General features: G+C 68.7%; 12 protein-coding genes and 5 pseudogenes. 7 read left to right on the forward strand and 10 right to left on the reverse strand.

Translation table 11 applies throughout. From position 1 onward, the window contains the following. Positions 1-367 precede the first annotated feature (367 nt). Entirely contained in the window at positions 368-2,842 is a 2,475-nt protein-coding gene (locus tag ACZ3TS_RS31080) for a Pls/PosA family non-ribosomal peptide synthetase (protein ID WP_467624480.1), read from the forward strand. Further along, positions 2,839-5,409, forward strand: coding sequence for a non-ribosomal peptide synthetase (locus tag ACZ3TS_RS31085; RefSeq protein WP_467624482.1), 2,571 nt, complete (start codon positions 2,839-2,841; stop codon positions 5,407-5,409). Before ACZ3TS_RS31080 ends, ACZ3TS_RS31085 begins: the two co-directional genes overlap by 4 nt. Positions 5,410-5,441: 32 nt before the next feature. Here ACZ3TS_RS31085 and ACZ3TS_RS31090 read toward each other — a convergent pair whose 3' ends face one another. Further along, positions 5,442-5,690, reverse strand: a complete 249-nt coding sequence (locus tag ACZ3TS_RS31090; protein WP_467624484.1) for a hypothetical protein — start codon at positions 5,688-5,690, stop codon at positions 5,442-5,444. Positions 5,691-5,799: 109 nt separating this feature from the next. Between ACZ3TS_RS31090 and sbnB the strand changes: the two genes are divergently transcribed. Then, entirely contained in the window at positions 5,800-6,870 is a 1,071-nt protein-coding gene (gene sbnB / locus ACZ3TS_RS31095; protein ID WP_467624486.1) for a 2,3-diaminopropionate biosynthesis protein SbnB, read from the forward strand. Positions 6,871-6,924: 54 nt separating this feature from the next. Further along, complete coding sequence (gene sbnA, locus ACZ3TS_RS31100) at positions 6,925-7,953, forward strand: 2,3-diaminopropionate biosynthesis protein SbnA (RefSeq protein ID WP_467624488.1); 1,029 nt, start codon at positions 6,925-6,927, stop codon at positions 7,951-7,953. Between the two features lie 56 nt (positions 7,954-8,009). On the opposite strand, the pseudogene ACZ3TS_RS31105 reads toward sbnA, so the two are convergent. The 4 genes and pseudogenes from ACZ3TS_RS31105 to ACZ3TS_RS31120 all read right to left on the reverse strand — a co-directional run. Continuing rightward, positions 8,010-8,491: pseudogene (locus ACZ3TS_RS31105) on the reverse strand (FAD-dependent oxidoreductase); the annotation flags it as partial. Between the two features lie 435 nt (positions 8,492-8,926). Then, positions 8,927-10,447, reverse strand: a pseudogene (locus ACZ3TS_RS31110) (SpoIIE family protein phosphatase); the annotation flags it as partial. A gap of 96 nt (positions 10,448-10,543) precedes the next feature. Beyond that, a complete protein-coding gene (locus tag ACZ3TS_RS31115; RefSeq protein WP_467624489.1) occupies positions 10,544-10,918 on the reverse strand; it encodes a MarR family winged helix-turn-helix transcriptional regulator in 375 nt (124 codons plus the stop codon). A gap of 425 nt (positions 10,919-11,343) precedes the next feature. Next, a complete protein-coding gene (locus tag ACZ3TS_RS31120; RefSeq protein ID WP_467624558.1) occupies positions 11,344-11,514 on the reverse strand; it encodes a hypothetical protein in 171 nt (56 codons plus the stop codon). A 35-nt stretch (positions 11,515-11,549) separates the two neighbouring features. Between ACZ3TS_RS31120 and ACZ3TS_RS31125 the strand changes: the two genes are divergently transcribed. Further along, positions 11,550-12,023 (forward strand): acyl-CoA thioesterase, encoded by a 474-nt coding sequence (locus ACZ3TS_RS31125; RefSeq protein ID WP_467624491.1) that lies wholly within the window; start codon positions 11,550-11,552, stop codon positions 12,021-12,023. A gap of 66 nt (positions 12,024-12,089) precedes the next feature. Further along, complete coding sequence (locus tag ACZ3TS_RS31130; protein ID WP_467624492.1) at positions 12,090-12,890, forward strand: crotonase/enoyl-CoA hydratase family protein; 801 nt, start codon at positions 12,090-12,092, stop codon at positions 12,888-12,890. Positions 12,891-13,398: 508 nt separating this feature from the next. On the opposite strand, the pseudogene ACZ3TS_RS31135 reads toward ACZ3TS_RS31130, so the two are convergent. From ACZ3TS_RS31135 to ACZ3TS_RS31150, 4 genes and pseudogenes are all read right to left on the reverse strand, one after another. After that, positions 13,399-14,160 (reverse strand): annotated as a pseudogene (locus ACZ3TS_RS31135) (transposase); the annotation flags it as partial. Between the two features lie 18 nt (positions 14,161-14,178). Continuing rightward, positions 14,179-14,409 (reverse strand): annotated as a pseudogene (locus ACZ3TS_RS31140) (helix-turn-helix domain-containing protein). A gap of 264 nt (positions 14,410-14,673) precedes the next feature. Continuing rightward, positions 14,674-15,075 carry a hypothetical protein gene (locus tag ACZ3TS_RS31145; protein WP_467624494.1) on the reverse strand — a complete coding sequence of 134 codons (402 nt, stop codon included), beginning with the start codon at positions 15,073-15,075 and terminating at the stop codon, positions 14,674-14,676. Positions 15,076-15,698: 623 nt separating this feature from the next. Further along, positions 15,699-17,348 carry an FAD-dependent oxidoreductase gene (locus ACZ3TS_RS31150; protein ID WP_467624495.1) on the reverse strand — a complete coding sequence of 550 codons (1,650 nt, stop codon included), beginning with the start codon at positions 17,346-17,348 and terminating at the stop codon, positions 15,699-15,701. Positions 17,349-17,424: 76 nt separating this feature from the next. Here ACZ3TS_RS31150 and ACZ3TS_RS31155 point away from each other — a divergent pair, with 76 nt between their 5' ends. Continuing rightward, entirely contained in the window at positions 17,425-17,982 is a 558-nt protein-coding gene (locus ACZ3TS_RS31155; RefSeq protein WP_467624498.1) for a helix-turn-helix domain-containing protein, read from the forward strand. Here ACZ3TS_RS31155 and ACZ3TS_RS31160 read toward each other — a convergent pair. After that, positions 17,961-18,844, reverse strand: a pseudogene (locus tag ACZ3TS_RS31160) (ISL3 family transposase); the annotation flags it as partial. The gene ACZ3TS_RS31155 and the pseudogene ACZ3TS_RS31160 overlap by 22 nt on opposite strands. Positions 18,845-18,924 lie beyond the last annotated feature (80 nt).

Consider the following 18,924-nt stretch of genomic DNA (forward strand, 5'->3'; position numbering starts at 1 on the left):
GCCTCGCCCTCTCTGTCGGGTCGCGGGCCGTAGGCAGTGAGCACTCCTCCCGACTCAGGGCGGCTATTGCTGGGGTCGAAACTGACCCAGCAGTAGCCGCCCTCCCGCGCCCGCCCCTGTCGGCCGGAGCGCGAGGCGCCCGTTTCCCCTTCCTACTTCGCGAGACGGGTGCCCGAAATGTGAGAAAAGTTCTTATTAATCCAATACATTCATGTACCCGCTTCGTATACAGGCCATGACGTCAGAACCGAAGCTCGCGTCAAGCCCACCCGGACCCGTTGCCGGCGACGGCGGGCCACGGGGCCGACCCGGCGTCCGTGAAGCACCGGCCGAAGCGGAAGCTGCCTCGACTTTCGCGCACCCCGATATGGAGCACGCTCTCGCGGAGGTGCTGGCCGGAGTCTTGGGTGTCGAGCCGGTACCGGTCGACAGCCACTTCTTCGACGACCTGGGTGCGGATTCCCTGGTGATGGCGCATTTCTGTGCGCGACTGCGCAAGAGAGCAGATCTGCCCTCGGTGTCGATGAAGGAGATCTACCAACATCCCACGATCAGGGGTCTGGCGGCGGCGGTGCCGGAGGTAACCCGAGACGGGCCCCCGCTCCCCGCGCTCCCGCAGGCTCCGGCCCGGGAGTTGCCGGCTCCGGGCGGGCAGCCTGGTGACGTGGCGGGCATGCCGCATTACGTCCTGTGCGGATTCCTGCAGGCCCTCGCCTTCCTCGGCTACACATATCTCGTGGCGGTGGCCACCGCTCGGGCGTACGAGTGGATCTCCGCCGCGTCCGGCGCACTCGATGTGTATGTGAGGTCGGTGCTGGTCGGCGGCGCCGCCTTCGTGGGATTGTGTGCCCTCCCGATCCTCGTGAAGTGGACGCTCATCGGTCGGTGGAAGCCTGAGCAGTTCCGCATCTGGTCCCTGCGATACGTCCGCTTCTGGATAGTCAAAACTCTGATCTATTCGAGTCCGCTGGTGTTGTTCCTCGGCTCGCCGTTGTACGTGCTCTATCTCCGCGCGCTGGGCGCCCGCATCGGGCGGGGTGCCGTCATCCTCTCCCGCCACGTGCCTGTCTGCACCGACCTGCTCACCATCGGTGAGCGCACCGTCATCCGGAAGGACTCCTTCTTCCCCTGCTATCGCGGCCACGCGGGCCTGATCCAGACGGGGCCGGTCGGCATCGGGACATCAGTACTCATCAGCGAAGCCACGGTGATCGACATCCGGACAGCGCTGGGCAACGGAGCCCAGCTCGGCCATGCCTCCTCACTGCACAGCGGGCAGGTTGTGCCCGACGGCGAGCGCTGGCACGGATCCCCGGCACAGCGGGCCGAGACAAATTTCCAGGTCGTCGGCGAGACGCCCCACGCCATGCTGCGCAGAACCCTGCACAGTGTCCTGCAGCTGGTGGCCGCCGTGTTCGTGTACGTGCCGTTCGCGGTCGGTGGCGCGGTCATGCTGCTGGTGACGGTTCCGCGACTCAGAACGGTCATCGAGCCGGGGCCCGCGGTCCTGATCAGCGGCACGTTCTATCGCGAGGTCGCGGTGGCTGCTGCGGTGCTGGTCTTCGGGGGTGTGCTGCTCGATCTCCTACTCGTCACCGTTCTGCCCCGTGCGCTTCGTCGCGCCCTCGTACCGGACCGCGACTACCCTTTGTATGGATGGCGCCATTCGATACACCGAGCTGTCGGGCGGCTCACCAACAGGAGACTCCTCACCCGCCTGTTCGGCGACAGTTCCTGCATCGTCCACTATCTGCGCGGCATCGGCTACCGCTTCTCCCACATCGAGCAGACGGGGTCGAATTTCGGCACGCTGGTGAAGCAGGACACCCCCTTCCTGAGTGTCGTCGGCGGCGGAACCATGGTTGCCGACGGGCTGTCGATCGTGAATGCCGACTTCTCCAGTACCGCGTTCCGGGTGTCCCGGACATCGATCGGGGCGCACAGCTTCCTGGGAAACTGGATCGCCTATCCGGCGCGGGCACGCACGGGCGACAACTGCCTGCTGGCGACGAAGGTCATGGTTCCTGTCGACGGCGAGATCCGGGAAGGCGTGGGGCTGCTGGGCTCACCCAGCTTCGAAATCCCGCGGTCGGTCCTGCGCGACAGACAGTTCGACAGGTTGAGGAGCGGTGAAGCGTTTCGCCGCGGTCTCGCGGCGAAGAACAGGCACAACGCCGCCACCATGGGCTGGTACCTGCTGGTGCGGTGGATCTACGTTCTCGGTGCCGTCCTGATCACCGCTGGGGCGGCCGACACCTATGCCCTGCTGGGCGCGCCCGCCATTGCGCTGGCCGATGCTCTCCTTCTGTTGTTCACAGTGGTGTACTACGTGCTGGTCGAGCGTGTCATCACTGCGGTGCACCCTCCATGTGCTCTGTACTGCTCGATCTACGATCCCCGCTTCTGGTGGCGCGAGCGCTACTGGAAGGTGCCGTCGGAGACGTATTTCCGCATCTTCAACGGCACCCCGTTCAAGAGCGTGATCTGGCGGCTCCTGGGGGTCCGGATCGGGCACCGGGTGTTCGACGACGGCTGCTACCTGTCCGAGCGGAGCATGGTGGCCATCGGCGACGCGTGCACGCTGAACGCGGGAAGCACCATCCAGTGCCACTCGCAGGAGGACGGCACGTTCAAGTCCGAGACCTCCGCCATCGGCCGCGGCTGCACGATCGGAGTCGGTGCCCTTGTCCACTACGGCGTGACGGTGGGCGACGGCGCGGTGCTCGGCCCTGACTCCTTCCTCATGAAGGGTGAGGTGGTCCTCCCGCACTCCCGGTGGGGCGGGAACCCGGCCCGGGAGCTGGATCGGGGCCGGGACGACGCAGGAAGGTGCAGCCGATGACTGTCGCACCCAACGTCCATGTGGTCGAGCCCGGCGACGAGGACGTCCGGCGGTCCGTCCTCACTCGGGGCGGGATCACCACCATTCCGCGCTGGTCCCTCACGCCGGTGTCGGGCGTTGCAGAGCACGAGGTGTTGATCCCCGAAAACGTCATGACCGCAGCGCACCGTTTGGCCGACGACCTGGCGGTGCCGTTCAGCTCGGTTCTGCTGGCGGCGCACGCCAAAGTGCTGGCGGCGTTGTCAGGCGAGCACGACGTCACGACCGGCTACGTCGCCGAGCCAGGTACCCGGCCGCTGCCTTGCAGGCTGACGACGGATCTCCCGTCGTGGACGGCACTGGTGCGGGAAGCCCGGCGCGGCGAAACGAACCTGTCGGCGCACCAGCAGGCTCCGGTCCAGGACCTTCAGCGCGAGTTGGGCGTGACCGGAACGCTCGGTGAGGTGTCGTTCGTTCCGTTCCCCGCCGACCGCGAGGCCGATGTCCGCCGGGATGGCGAAGTCCCCGAGCTCCCCGCCGGCACGGTGTTGCAGGTCATGTCCGCATGGAGCGACAGCGGACCCATCCTGCGGTTGCAGTACCGCCGCGATGCACTGGACGCCCAGTGCGCCGCGCGGATCGCCGGCTACCACCTGACCGCCCTGTCCTTGATGGTTGCCGACCCCAGCGCACCGCACGGGCCGCAGAGCCTGCTTTCCGCCCAGGAGATCCGCTTCCAGCTCGACGGACTCGCGGGGGCGCGGCGAGATCTCCCGCAGCGCTGTGTCCACGCGCTGTTCGAGCAGCGCGTACAGGACCACGCGAACACCGTGGCCATAGTGCACCGGGCCCGGCAGTGGACGTACACCGAGCTCAATGAGCGTGCCAACAAACTGGCTCGGGCCCTTCTCGGGCGAGGAGTTGGTCGCGAGGACGTCATCGCAGTGGTGACGGAGCGCAACCTGGACTGGGCGGCCGCCGTCCTGGGAGTCTTCAAGGCCGGTGGTGTCTATCTGCCCATCGAGCCGCACTTTCCCGCCGACCGCATGGCGACCACGCTCTCCCGCGCCGGGTGCCGACTCGTGCTGACCGAGCCAGGCAGCACCACGACCCTCTCCCAAGCCGTCGCCACCCTGCCCGAGGTGCGGACACTGTTCATCGAGGCGGCCTATGACGAGATGCACGCGGCCGGCAACCTCGACATCGACGTCTCCCTGGACCAGCTCGCCTACATCTTCTTCACCTCTGGATCCACCGGAGAGCCCAAAGGCGCGATGTGCGAACACGCAGGCATGCTCAACCACATCCATGCCAAGATCGACGACCTGCGGATCGGCGACGGGCAGGTCGTCGCCCAGACCGCGCCTCAGTGCTTCGACATCTCCTTGTGGCAACTGCTGGCGGCGCTGGTGGTCGGCGGCCGGACACTGCTCGTTCCTCAAGAGGTGATCGAGGACGTCCCGCGCTACGTCGACACCGTCACCGACGGCCGAGTCAACGTTCTGCAGGCCGTGCCCTCGTACCTGGACGCGGTGCTGTCGTCGCTCGAGAAGCGCCCGCGCCAGTTGCCGGACCTGCGGTGCGTATCGGTCACCGGCGAGGCCCTGAAGAAGGACCTCGTACAGCGCTGGTTCCGCACCCAGCCCGGGATCAGGCTCGTCAACGCCTATGGGCTCACCGAGACGTCGGACGACACCAACCACGAAATCATGGACCGGACACCGGGCACCGAGCGGATCCCCCTCGGCCGGCCGGTCAACAACGTCCAGGTCCGCGTCGTCGACGAAAACCTGTCACTGGTACCGCTCGGCGCCCCCGGCGAGATCGTCTTCGCCGGAGTCTGCGTCGGTCGCGGCTACGTCAACGATCCCGAACGTACGCGCCGGTCGTTCACGACCGATCCCTACCGAACGAGCGACCGGCTGTACCGAAGCGGTGACTACGGCCGCTGGCTGCCCGGGGGCAAGCTGGAGTTCCTGGGCCGCAGGGACAGCCAAGTCAAGATCCGTGGGTTCCGCGTCGAGATCGAGGAAGTCGAGAACGCCCTGCTGCACGTCCCCGGCGTTCACGCCGGCGCAGTCACGGTCGCCCAGGGCGGTCGGGGCCACCGCCTGGTCGCCTTCTGCTGCGGTGAGCGCCCGCTTGCGGACAGCGCCATGCAAGACCACTTGGGCAGGCGGCTGCCCGGCTACATGGTCCCCTCAGCCTTCCACTGGCGCGATGACCTCCCGCTGACCGCGAACGGCAAGGTCGATCGCAAGATCCTGGCGTCGCTCGCCGGGGAACTCGACAACACCGGGCCCCACGGCACCTCCGACGCGACGGCCTCGGAGGCCGGCCAACCGCCGCGCACACCGACCGAGGAGCGCCTGGCCGTCGCCTGGGCCATGGTGCTCGGCATCCCGCAGCACCGGATCGGTCGGCACGACCACTTCTTCGACGCGGGTGGCACCTCACTCACCGCGCTCCAACTCGCCATCCGGCTCGACCGCGCGGTGTCCCTGAAAGACCTCACCCGCCATCCGGTCCTCGCCGACCTGGCCCGACTGATCGACGTCCGAGGCGCGTCGTCCTCCACCGTTTCGTGAACCACTACCGGAGGAAATGCGAAATGTCCTTCTCATTCACCACGCGACCGGTCCGGCTGGGCCTTCGGCTCGGGGCCGTACCGATACCGGCCAGCGGCCCCACTGACGATCCGCCCGGCCGGGCGGCCGATCACCGGGACCTGCTGCGCAGCCTTGTCGAGGCGCACGGTGCCGTCGTGGTGTGTCCGAGTTCGCCCACCAGCGGCGTCGCGACCATCCTCGCCGACGCACCCGCCGTACTCGACGCCCTTCCCGAGGAATGCGTCGATCGGTTCGAGCACGAAGGCGGGACAGCAGAAAAGCCCAGGAAGGACCGCGCAACGTCATGGCAGCCCTGGCCGCCCCCGTGCAACCGGCCGACTGCTCGCCGACCGTGGAGGTGATCACTTCATGACCACGACCTATTCGTCCGTCACCCGACTCACGCCGTACGGGACGCTGCGTGTGCCTCCCTTCGCCGTCATCTCCGGCGCGCAGGTGCAGCATGTGCTGCAGGGACGCGAACAGCACGTCGTGGAGCTGGTCCAGGACGCCTATCGGCTGCACGCCGCAGGCGACTCGGTGGACCCTCCCTCATGTTTCCTGCGTCTTGACGATCGTCCGTACTCGCGGATCGTCGCGCTCCCCGCGTCGCTCGGTGGCGAGACACGGGTGGACGGCCTCAAATGGATTTCCAGCTTTCCTCAGAACGTGACGGCCGGCATCCCTCGGGCATCGGCGGTGCTCATTCTCAACGACCATGACACCGGCTACCCGTTCGCATGCCTGGAAAGCTCGATCATCAGCGCTTCCCGAACGGCTGCGTCGGCCGCGCTGGCGGCCGACTGGCTCAGCCGAAAGCGGCCACACCCGACGCACCTCGGTTTTGTCGGAACGGGGCTGATCGCCCGTTACATCCACAGGTTCCTGACGGGCACCGGCTGGACGTTCGAGAACATCGGTGTGTTCGACCTGTCGCCCGACAACGCGGCAGCCTTCCGTTGCTGCCTGGAGCAGGCCGGGGCTGCGGGACCCGTCACCGTGCACGACAGCGCCGAGCAGGTGATCCGCCTCAGCGACCTGGTGGTCTTCGCCACGGTCGCCGCCCGTCCTCACATCCACGACCCGGCATGGTTCGCGCACGGTCCACTCGTGCTCCACATATCGCTGCGCGACCTGGCACCGACCGTTCTGCTGGAGTCGGCCAACATCGTCGACGACACAGAACATTGCCTGCGAGCCGACACATCACCGCACCTGACCGAACAGCTCACCGGTGACCGGCAGTTCCTCGACGGCACGCTGGAAGACGTCATGGCCGGGCGCCTCACTCCGCCACCGGACCGTTCCGTGGTCTTCTCACCTTTCGGCCTGGGCGTACTCGATCTTGCCCTCGGCAAGTACGTCTACGACCAGGTCGCCGAGTCGGGAGAGCTGCACATCGTCGACGACTTCTTCCACCAGCTGAACCGCTACGGATGAGCGGCTTGCGGCACCACCGGGCGCCGAGCCGCTCTTCAACCCACGGAGGCCATCGTGCCAGTCATATCCGACCCCTACAGCTTCAATGAGGAGGACCTCTACGTCGACTTGCAGTCGATCTTCGGGCATCCCCTGTTCCTGAAATGCGAGGGCTTCAACTTCGCCGGCTCCATCAAGCTGAAGCCGGCCACGGAGATGGTCGAGGCCGCGGAACGGGCAGGGGTCATGAGGCCCGACTCGATCCTGGTGGAGTCCTCGTCGGGCAACATGGGCGTGGCCCTGAGCGTGATCGCGGCCGGCAAGGGCTACCGGTTCCTGTGTGTGACGGACTCGCGCTGCAACCTGTCGACCCGGTTGCTGATGGAAGCGCTCGGAGCCCAGGTCCACGTCGTCACCGAGCCCAGCCCGCAGGGTGGTTTCCTCGGTGCCCGTCTCGACTACGTCCGTAGGCAGTGCGCCCGGAACGAGCGGTACGTGTGGTTGGGGCAGTACACCAACGCAAACAACTGGAAGGCGCATTATCACAAAACGGCGCCGGCGATCGCGCGCTCGTTCCCCCAACTGGACGTCCTGTTCGTCGGTGCGGGCACCACCGGCACGCTCATGGGTTGTGCCCGCTGGTTCAGGCACTGGCACCGCCCCGTGCGGATGGTTGCGATCGACAGCGTCGGCTCGGTGACCTTCGGCGGAGCGCCTGGACGCCGGATGCTCCCTGGCCTGGGTATGAGCATGCAACCGCCACTGCTCGACACCTCGTACGTGGATGAGGCGATACAGGTCGAGGAGGCCGACAGCATCCGGGCCTGTCATCACCTGGCCAGGCACGGTTTCCTCTTCGGCGGCTCCACGGGCACCGTGGTCAGCGGGGCGATCGACTGGCTGACCCGATGTGACACGCAATACCTCACCGCGGTGGCCATCGCCCCGGACCTCGGTGAGCGCTATCTCGACACTGTCTACCAAGCCAACTGGATCCAGGATCTCTACGGCGACGATGTCTTGACAACGGATACGCAGTTCCGTGCCGATCCCCGTGAAACCCACTCAGTACCGTCGGCGCGGTCGCCGGGCGGACGGCCGTAGGCGTCGAATGGGGCTTCGGTTGTCACTGCCCGGGCCCGGCGGACCCGAGCGACCGGACCGATCACGAGCACCCGCCGCGGACCCGCGGCCAGCCTTCGCATCAGCCGCGCCGCGTCGTCTCGGGTACGCAATACGAAGACGCCGTCGAGCGCCGCCTCAGCCAGGACGAACCAGGGCCGGGCGCGGACCCCGGTGGTGATCAGCAGCCGGTCGTACGGGATCCGCGTGCCGTCCGCGAGACGGACCTGCCGGGTGGCCCGGTCCAGGCCGGTCGCGGCCACGCCGAGCGCCAGTCGGTGTCGATCCGGCGCAGCCTCGGCAGTGGGGTGTCCTCCGGCGGTACCCGGCCGAGCAGCACCTGTTTGGACAGCGGCGGCCGGTCGTAGGGCTCGTACGGCTCATCGCCGACCATGGTCAGCGAACCGGTGAAGCCCTGCTCGCGCAGCGCCTCCGCGGCCCGCAGGCCGGCCAGCGAGGCGCCGACGACGACGATGCGGCCGCTGCGCCGGAAGGTTTGGACGTCCGTCTCAGCCGACACGGGACTCGACCTCCTTGGTCGGCTCGTCGGACCAGTCGACGAGGATCGCCTGAACCGGGCAGGCCGCCGCGGCCCGCTGGGGTGCCGACGAGTGCGGTGTCGTCCCGGAGATCGTTCAGGCCCCACTCGGAGAGCCGCTCGGTGACTCTTTGCCGGGCGTCGTTGACCACCCGAGGATCGTTGGGGAGGGTCCACGACGCCGTCCGGCTCGCGTCGAGCGCCCGGTCCGGGCGAGCAGCAGAACGACGTCCTGCTGCGGCTGCCCCGGGACCAGGGCGTCGATGATCGCGTCGCACCGGGCCTGAAGCGAGGAGTGGGCCGCCGCCACGCGGCGCAGCTCGTCCAGGGGGATGTGCTGCGGTCCTGGACCGGCGCCGGCCGGGAGCAGGGCGAGGTTGTAGAAGGCGAGGATGCTGCCCTCGGCCAGGTGCGTTCGGTGACGGCGTACTCGCCGAGACCTTGGCCCAGGGGTGGTCCCGGGGCGACGTCGATCAGTTCGACGTCGCCGTCGGGCAGGGCGAGCGCCGGCGGTGCGTGCCCGGCGGCGGCCATGGAGCAGGTCCTGGTCACCGGATCGTAGACCGCGTACACACACGTGGCCGGCCAGGTCTGGGCGGGCGACTCCTCGGAGTCCGGACCGCGTGGGGCACGTGCGAACCGGCTGGTCAGATCGTGCAGGCGGGCGAGGATCTCGTCGGGCGGCAGGTCGAGCTCGGAGAGGGCCGTGACGGCGGCGCGCAGTTCGCCCATGGCTGCTGTGGCGTCGATGAGCCGCCCGGTGGTGTCCCCGGCCGCCAGGGCGACACGCGAGCCCGATAGCGGGATGACGTCGAACCAGGCCCCTCCGGCTCCCGCGGGAAGATAGACGTGTGCTGTGTCGACGGCGGCGTGGGACGGCGATTCGGGGTGCGGCAGATTGCGCTGGACGATGCGGGCGACCGAGTGCTCCCGGTGGTAGAGGCGGGCGTTGTCCAGGCACAGGCCCGTGCCGGCTGCCAGCTGCTCGGCGAGTGCCAGGTCGTCCCGGTCGAATGGCACGGGGTTGTGCGAGCGGTAGAAGCAGACCAGGCCGAGCACGACCCCGCGGGCGCGCAAGGTCACCGTGATCATGGAGTGCAGTCCGGCTGCGATCAGCGCACTGTCGTTCGCATGACCCGGATGCAGGACGGGGACCAGCTCGGGTTCCAGGTCCAGCAGGACGTCTCGGCGGGAAGGGGCGCAGATCTGGCAGGCGGCGCCGGTCGGGGGGTCGTGCCGACGGCCCGCGTCGTCCACCGATCGGGAGGCCGCGCGACGGAGCGGCAGTTTCTCGTTCACGGTGCCGAGGGCGGGTGCGTCGCCCCGCAGCACGAAGTCGAGCACGTCCACCGTCACCGCGTCGGCCAGCCCCGGGACCACGATGTCGCACAGTTCCTGGGCGGTGCGGAACACGTCCAGAGTCGTGCCGACACCGGCGCTGGCCCGGTTCAGCAGGCGGAGACGATCTTCGGCCCGAACCCGCTCGGTGATGTCCGTGACGACGGAGGCCAGGCCCTGCACGGTTCCGTCGGCTTGCTGCAGCGGGAAGAAGGATGCCGAGGTCACATGCTCCCGCACAGGGCCTTCCTGGTTCCGCACCCGGAACTGCACGTCGAGGACGGGGAGGCCCGTCTCCAGCACCCCACGTGCCACCTGTTCGACGGCCTCCGGTTCGTCGGCCTGGTAGGCGCGTAGCACGTCGAGCATCGGGCGCCCCAGCATGCGGTCGACCGGAAACTCCTGGATGAACCGTGCCCCGGTATTGACCCGGACCAGTCGCAGTTGTGTGTCGAACACATGCAGCCCGTTCGGCGACTGCCGGAACAGCACTCCGATCAAGGCCTCATCCAGCCCGAACCCGCTGGATACGCCAGACGCGGATGTGCGGGGTGAAGCGGTCACGAAGAGTCCCTGTCGGCGAGGGTCCAAAACGAACATAACGAGCAAATCACCGCACCGTACCTCTCGCCAACTCTGGCTGTCGGCCGTCACCAGTGCTCTGCGTCCGGGAACACTCGTCCCCTGCGAGCCGGTCTACGACTCCTTGCGGGACCCCGTCCGGTCGCGCGCATCGTCGAACAGCGCCGGCAGGGCGAAGCCCGAGGCCAGCTCGGTCAGAATGTGGTGCAGCGCCGTGCGGTCGGCCGGGGCCGGGTCGGTGAACACCTGCGTGTCGAGCTCGTCGAGTTTGCCGTTTACGCGGCTGAGCGCGGTCGTTCCGGCGGGGGTGAGTGCGGCGACGGACCTGCGCCGGTGCTTCCGGTCGCGTACCCGAGTCACGTAGCCCCTCTCCAGCATGCCGAGACTGCCGGCCATGGTGGTCGGGTCGATGCGCAGATAGGTTCGGAGGCGCAGCTGTGGCTGGGGACCGTTGTCCGCCAGTGCCTGCAGGATGCGGTAGTGGCACACTCGAAAGGCCCAATTCGTCCTGGCTGTCCTCACTCAGCCGGAAGGCCACCTGGCCGAGCTTGACGAGCAGACAGACCGTGTGCTCGGCCACGGTCCCCGGGACCAAGGACACCCCGGACACTCTTCACCGCTGACGATTCGCTCCGCGTATGATTCCGTCCTCGTGGTGCGCGCACACCCCAAACCGTCGACCGCCTGGTCGAGGCCGCACTGGCTACCGACGGCATCAATGCCCCCCGAGAGGCTCTTACCGCCGCATTCGCCTAAGCGGGACCTCGGTACGGAAATGCCCCGGAACAGCTGGTAAGAGCTGGGATATCAGTGGGAGACATCGGGAGTAAGGGCGCATCTCGACTTACCGTTTGGCCGTGCGCTGCGACGGGCGCCTGACGGGCATCTTGCCTGGTCAGGCGCCCTTTTTTGCCCTAGAAGAAGCCCAACTTCTTCGGCGAGTACGACACCAGCAGGTTCTTCGTCTGCTGGTAATGCTCCAGCATCACCTTGTGCGTCTCGCGGCCGATGCCCGAGCCCTTGTAGCCGCCGAACGCCGCGTGTCCCGAGTTTGACGAAAGTACGTAGTCTGTGCTTACCAGCACACCTGGACACATAGCTATGGGTGAAGGTGGAACAGGTGATCGAGGCAGACACCCCGCTCCAGTCCCAGAACCCGTACGGCGTTCACCGGACGCGAGTCGAGTGGATCGACACCGATGCGGGGGGCATCTACCACAACAGCGCGGTTGTCCGATTCGTGGAGGCGGCAGAGGCTTCTCTCATGGACGAGGTGGGTCTTCACGACTACTTCCCGGTCGCACCGCGCGTCCACTACGAGGTCGACTTCGAGTCGCCGCTCTTCTTCGGCCAGGATGTGTGCACGGTCGTGGAGCTGGCACGGATCGGCACCGCTTCGATGTCCTTCGTCTTCGAGGTGTGGGGCGAGGAGTTCCGGGGACTGCCGCGGCGCCGGGCCGCGCGCGGCCGCTATGTGACCGCGCACAGCGACCGTAACCACCACAGTGGCGCCAGGAGCGCGCCCTGGCCCGAAGAGTGGATCGACGCGCTGCGCAAACCGATGCGATCGCGGGAGGCGCCCCCGCCGTGCTGACCGGCACAGGCGCCAGGAAGCGGCCCCCGGGCCACACCGCGCCTCGACACGCACCTTGGAGGAACCATGAGCGCCACGCCTGAGAACGTCCCCACCGTCACGGTCGAGCGGGACGGACACGTGCTGCTGATCGGCCTGAACCGCCCGGCCAAGCGCAACGCCTTCACCCGGCAGATGATCAGAGAGCTGTCGATCGCCTATGGACTGCTGGAATCGGACGACGACCTGTGGTGCGGAGTGCTGTTCAGCCACGGCGACCACTTCACCGGCGGCCTGGACATGCAGGACGTCGGCGGCGACCTCGCCTCGGGAGGCTTCGAGATCCCGACCGGCGGCCGCGACCCCTGGCGGCGCGACGGAACGTGGTCCAAGCCCCTCGTGGCGGCCGCGCAGGGCTGGGTGATGACCGCGGGCATCGAACTGCTCCTGGCCGCCGACATCCGCGTCGCGGCCCGGGACTCCCGCTTCAGCCAGCTCGAGGTCCGCCGCGGGATCTACCCCTTCGGCGGAGCCACCTTCCGGTTCCCCCGCGAAGCCGGATGGGGCAACGCCATGCGCTGGATCCTGACCGGCGAGGAGTTCGACGCCGCCGAGGCCCACCGCATCGGTCTTATCCAGGAAGTCCTGCCCGACGGGACCGCGGCGACCGAGCGGGCCAAGGAGATCGCACGCGTCATCAGTGAACGCTCGGCACCGCTCGGCGTCCGCGCCGCCCTCGCCTCGGCCCACCAGGCCCGCGAGCAAGGGGACGCCGCGGCCATCGCCCAGTTCAAGCCCGACCTGGCCCGGCTCATGACCTCCGCTGACGCCGCCGAAGGCGTCAAATCCTTCGTCGAACGCCGCGACGCCGTCTTCACCGGCCGCTGACATCCTGGCCGGCCTCCGGAGCGCGCAGCTGCGCGCCGTGGAGGGCGCCTGGCGGGTGTCTTGCCCGGTCAGGCGCCCTCTTCCGGGTCTAGAAGAAACCGAGCTTCTTCGGCGAGTACGAGACGAGAAGGTTCTTGGTCTGCTGGTGGTACACGGCTCAGATGCAGTTTGACCAGCGAAAACAGCTCCGATCGCCACAAACTGCGGACGGCTGGTCCGGGTATGGTCCGGATCTTGGTTCGACGTGTTCGTGGTGATGAGCGCTGCTCGCATGTTGCGCTGGTACGACGATGACGGCCTCGGCACTGCTTCGAGAGCCGACGACGGGTCGCAGAGGACTGTCCTGACCGGGCTGCACCAAGGCTGGTTCCGGCGCTGGCGGAGGCCAGCGCGGTTTCTTCGGCCCGGCCCTACAACCGTGGCGCTGTCCTCGCAGGACCGCGACGACACGGCGTTGAGAATCGTCCCGTGGGGGCTCGGTTGGCCGAGGCGTCGCGGCGGCGGGCTGATCACCAGTGCCTACCAGCTCGGTGACCTCCGCGCCGGTGCGCAGGGAGCCGTCCTGCTCCAGCGCGGGATGCCAGACGTGCTGGGGCAGGGCGCGGATCGCGCGGCGGACCGGTTGGGTAACGGGGTATCCGACCGAGAAGAACGTCCGGATGCCGCGCGAGCACAGGGCGCGTATGTGGTGCAGGAATGCCTTGGCACCTCCGGCGCTGTCGGTGCGGATGAGGAGGGGGGTGCCGTGGCGGTGGGCCTCGGGGATCTGGACCATGGCCTGCTCGAGGACGGCGATGTGATCGGCGGCGGTGTTGGCGCCGGTGTTGCCCGGCCGCAGCACTGCTGCCAGGGCTTCGCCGGTGTTGTCCAGGAAGCACAGGAGCGGGTGGTAGCCGAAGCCGCGTATATAGGTGGCAGCCGCATGCTCCTTCTCGGAGTGGCAGGTGACGAGTGTGGCATTGATGTCCAGGACCAGGCCCGCAAGGTCGCGTCCGCCCGCGTGAGCCGCGGGTATCCCAGGGCCGGTGTCGGCGGCCTGTATCCAGGCGACTTCGCGGGCGGCAGCGCGCGCCGCCCGCAGTGCCGCGAGGGCGGCAGGATCGATGCCGGCCAGCAGCCGCCAGGCGGTCGGAGTGGAGGCCACCGGACCGAACACCTCGGCCTGATCGCGCAGTAGAGCCAGGTCCGTGATGGCCTCGCCGCCGTCGGCGAGCATCACCGCCAGATCCACCGCGATGCTGCCCGGACTGTGTCCCGTCCCGCGAGGCCGCGGCCATGTCCGCCCCCTTCAGGCCGCGAGGGCGACGGCCGGAGCGGGAGCCTGGGAGCGGTCGGCGAGATAGGCGGCCAGTGCCTCGGCCGGCACCCGGCGCAGGCGGCCGATGAGGACGGAGCTGATCTCGCCGGAAGCGATGAGCGCCTACATGGTGGTACGGCCGATGCCGAGGCGGCGGGCGGCCTCCTCGACGGTGAGCGCGACGAGGGTGGCGTCGGGGGCGGGGGCTGTGTGCTCCAGCACAAGGGCGCGTAGCCGCTGCTCGGGGACGCCGAGCGCGTCGGCGATGCGGGGGAGCGGGGGCAGGGTCGAGGGCGTGAAGGAGACGCCTTTCGGCGGTCACGGGGCAACGTGACCGCTGGACTGTTCGGGATGGGCGGTGGGCTTGGTTGGGCGTCCGCGCTGGTGCCCCTCGGTGTTCGTAGCACCGGGGGACGGTCGGCGGATGGGTAGGCGAGAAGGTTAGGGACCGTGGCCAGACGCCTGGAAGATCTTGGCCGAGCAGCTCTACTCGTCGTCCGTGGAGCCGCTGCGGAGCGGGTCCCCGGGCGAGTTCGGTGCCGGGTAGAAGGAGAAGTCCCCCGGGTCCGGCTCGACGCCGAGGCGTTCGGCGATCTCGTCGTATCTGGCCTCGGCCGCCTCAAGTCTGGCCTTGGCGGCGTCGGCGAGGTCCTGGGCGACTTGGTGCTCCCGCTCGGCCTTCTGGATGTCGAAGGCCGCCTCCTGCGGCTCCCCGTGGGGGTCTTCGGGGCCAGCGACGGCTTCGAGCATGAAGTTACCGGCAGGGACGCTGAGGGCTTGGGCGAAGCCGAGGGCCTCGTTGAAGCTGATACTCCGGGTGCCGTTCTCGACCTTGGCGATCTGGGTCTGGTGCATCTTGAAGCCCAGGCGGCGCATGCGCTCGGCCATGTCCTCCTGGGAGAGGCGGGCTGTCACCGCTGAGCCGGGACGCGCCGAGCTGAAGCGGTGCCGGTCACGAGGCAGCAGTGGCGACCAGGCACCCCGGCTGCGGGGACGCGGTGGTCTCAGTCTTGGTCTCATTCGCCCCGTCCGGCTCCGTCGGGAGCAGCCCCCAGCGATCACCGCACTGCAGGTCAGCGACCCAGGGCGGCTCCGCCGCCCGCCGTGGGACGGGTAAATGGGCGGCACAAACGCCCCGTAGCCCTTGATCAACACCGCAACGCGGGAGGCGAGGTCAGCTACCTGCGGTTTTGCCCACACTGGTTCGTATTCACGCGTCAGAACGCATACGTTTCCCTGCGGACGGACGGGCGGAGAAGATGTGGAGTCCTTGGCCACGGTCGTGGCCAAGGACTCCGCATCTCGTCATCAACGCGTCGAGCAGCATGCCGACTGGGCGGCTACGACGGAAGGGCCCATCCGACCCACAATGAGCGGTGAGCATCGTGAAGCTGCAGGTCCCGGGGATGGTGCGGACGATCGGGGCCGTAACCGGCAGGCACCCGGCGACATGTTTCCTGGGACGCGGATCCACTCAGGCACTGTTGCGCGCTGAAGATCCGGCAACGCGATCACACCGTTCGTCGAGTTGCGCGCAGTACGACGTCGCTGACGTGGTGGGTGCTGGCCGCGCCGGGGGGTCGTTGCCGGGTTTCGTGGGTCTCGACATGCCAGGTGCCGGGGTCGGCGGTGAGTGCGGCGGCGATCTCGTCGACCCCGACGAACGCCTCCGGGTCGTACATCCGGGTCTGGGTCGCCACGTCCACCGGGTCGCGCAGGGGGGTGAGGTCGTGGTGCACGACCAGGAGCGTGCCGCCGGGGGCGACGGCGGCGAGCAGGCTGCGCAGGCCGCGCTGGTCGGGCGTGCGCTTGAACGAGCCGTACTGCAGGGAGACCAGGTCGAAGGTCTCGGTGCCGAAGGGTGCTGGATCGTTGGCGTCGCCGCGTACGAGGGTGACGGCGAGCCCGCGGCGTTCAGCCTCGGCGCGCACCCGGGCAAGCGCGTTGCCGGAGATGTCGGTGGCGGTCACCTTCCAGCCGTGCTCGGCCAGCCAGAGGGCGTCGGCGCCCTCGCCGGTGCCGACGTCGAGCGCACGGCCCGTGGCCAGGGGGGCGACCTCGTGGACGAGCGTGCCGTTGGGGTTGCCGCTCCACGCTCGATCGGGGCCCCCGTAGCGGTGGTCCCAGTCGGCCTCCTCGCCCGAGTGCCGGACAGCGGCGCGTAGATCCTCGTCGGCGAGGCTGAAGGCGATCATGGCGCCGACCTGGCTGCCCTGGGCGGCCGACGGCAGCACCTGCAGGCTCGGGTCGGTGACGTTGCCGGCCGCGTAGATCCCCGGTACGGCGGTCTCGCCGCGCGCATCGACCGCGAGGACGTCCCCGGCGCCGGACGGGTGAGGGGTGGTGGTGAGCCCTACTCCGGCCAGCACGTCGGCGCGTGCCCGGAACCGCGAGCCGACCACGACGGCGTCGGCCTCAAGCACGCGACCGTCGACGAGCTCGACCCCGGACACCTCGCCGCCCGGCCCGGTGAGGACCCGGCCGACCTCGCTGCGCTCGACGCTGACGCCGGAGGCAGCAAGGGCTTCGACGGCTCCCTCGTCGAGCCCGGTCGGGTCGTGCAGCACGACGGCCAGCTGGTCGGTCAGGTGCCGAAACAGCGGGGTCGGGTGGAGCCCCAGGGGGTTCGTGACGATCTGCACCAGGCGCTGGTCGCGCACCTCGAAGCCGTGGCAGAACGGGCAGTGGATCACGCCGCGCCCCCACCCCTCGGCGACGCCGTCGATCGCGGGGAGCTCGTCGGACAGGCCGGTCGCGGCGAGAACGCGGCGGGCCACCAGCATGTGCCCACCGGTGAGGTCGAGCCGGAACCGGCCGTCGTCACGACGGTGCACCCCCACAACTCGGCCGGAGAGGACCTCCCCGCCATACGTGCGTACCTCCTCGCGACCAACCTCCATCAGCTCGCCTGGCGCGGCCCCCTCGTACCCCAGGTAGCCGTGCATGTGCGCGGCCGGGGCGTTGCGCGGGGCGCCGTCGTCGACCACGACGACGCTGCGCCGCTGGCGGGAGATCTGCAGGGCGCCGGCGAGACCGGCGGCCGAGCCGCCGATCACGGCGACGTCGCAGTGCCGCTCCAGGGTGGGGTGCTGGGCGTGGCTGACAGGCTCGGTGGGCTCGGACGGGGCCGAGTGCCGGCTGTGTGTGTGGTGATCGCTCATGAATCCGACGGTACAGCGCCCGGCATTATCCGCAAGGACCCTTGCATAATCCGCAAGACGAGCCCAAGATGGACGCATGAACGGAGTCGCCGACGTCGAAGCCCTGGCACGGTCGCGCCTGCGCAGTATGCGCACCACCCTGGGTTACTCCCTGGATGAGCTGGCCGAGCGCACCAACCTCAGCCCGTCGACCATCAGCCGCGTCGAGACGGGTAAGCGCACGCTCAGCCTCGACGTGCTCGTGCCGCTGGCCAACGCCCTCCAGATGAGTCTCGACCTACTCCTCGAGGTGCCCACCGACGACGACGTCGTCATCCGTCCGGTCGCACACAGCAGCGGCACGCGGACGACGTGGCCGCTGAGCCGCCCAGACGGCCGCACGGTCGCGATGAAGATGCGCCTCGAGCCGTCCGACGCGTCGCCCAGCCAACGGGTCCACCCGGGCCACGACTGGTTCCTCGTGCTCGAGGGGCGCGTGCGGCTGTGGCTGGGTGAGCGGCAGATCGACGTCGACGCGGGGGAGGCGGCGGAGTTCGCGACGATGGTCCCGCACGCGATCACGGCCCTGGACGGTCCGGCCGAGTTGATCATGATCTTCGACCGTGACGGACAGCGCGCGCACGTGCACCAGTGAGCTCGACGACCCGCGAAGAGGTCATGGACCTGGTGCCAGCGTTCCAGGGTGGTTCGGGCACGGGGCCCGTCGTAGATGGGTGCGTCCAGTACGGTGGCCCAGCAGTTGCTGTGCGCCTTCACCTCGCTGAGGGCGGCTTCGCGCAGGTTGTGCCACAGATGCCACCTGTCCGCGACCTGGACCGTGTCGGGCAGGGCGCGGCGGATGGCCTCGGCGTAGGTGGCTGAGCCGTCGCGGCACACGACCTCGACACCCGGATGCTCGCGCAGCCACGCTTCCAGTGTGTCGGCCGTGCGGTCGGGCAGCACGTCGATCCGCTCATGGGTCTCGGCGTCGATCACCACGGTGGCATAGCGGTGACGTCGGCGCAGGGCGAAATCGTCGACGCCGATCACGCGGGGCACTCGCCCGGTGGGCAACGGGATGCGCAGCAGGGTGCGCAGGGTTGTGTGACGGGACAGGCCCACCGCGAGTATCGCCAGCAAACGTGATCCCGCCCGGCCCGCTAACTCTTTGACCACGGCCTTGACCTGCGTGGTCAGACGAGCGGTGCGTCGCTGTATCGCTCCAGCACCCCGGGCACCTGTTCGCGGAAGGTGTGGCGGCAGCCTCGCGTGGGGCACACCAGACGCCGCACCCGCACACGGACCACCACCCGTCGTCCGTCGACCGGAACGTCGGCCACCGTCCGCCGGTGATAGCCGTGCACCCGTCCCGACGAGGCCCCGCACACCGGGCAGGCCGCGGTGTCCAGCGGCGTCCGAGCCCGCACCAGGATTCGCTCACCCTCGTCGGCGACATCCTCGATGACCAGCGGCGACAGACCCGAAAACACCGTCAGCACAAGCTCGTTGACACTCATCACATGAAGGTCAACGACCCTGACAACTCTCCGTCACCACCGAATGTGAGACAGGGCCGAACGTCTTACAGTCCCTCGGC

Source organism: Streptomyces sp. NPDC022910 (genome assembly GCF_055561075.1).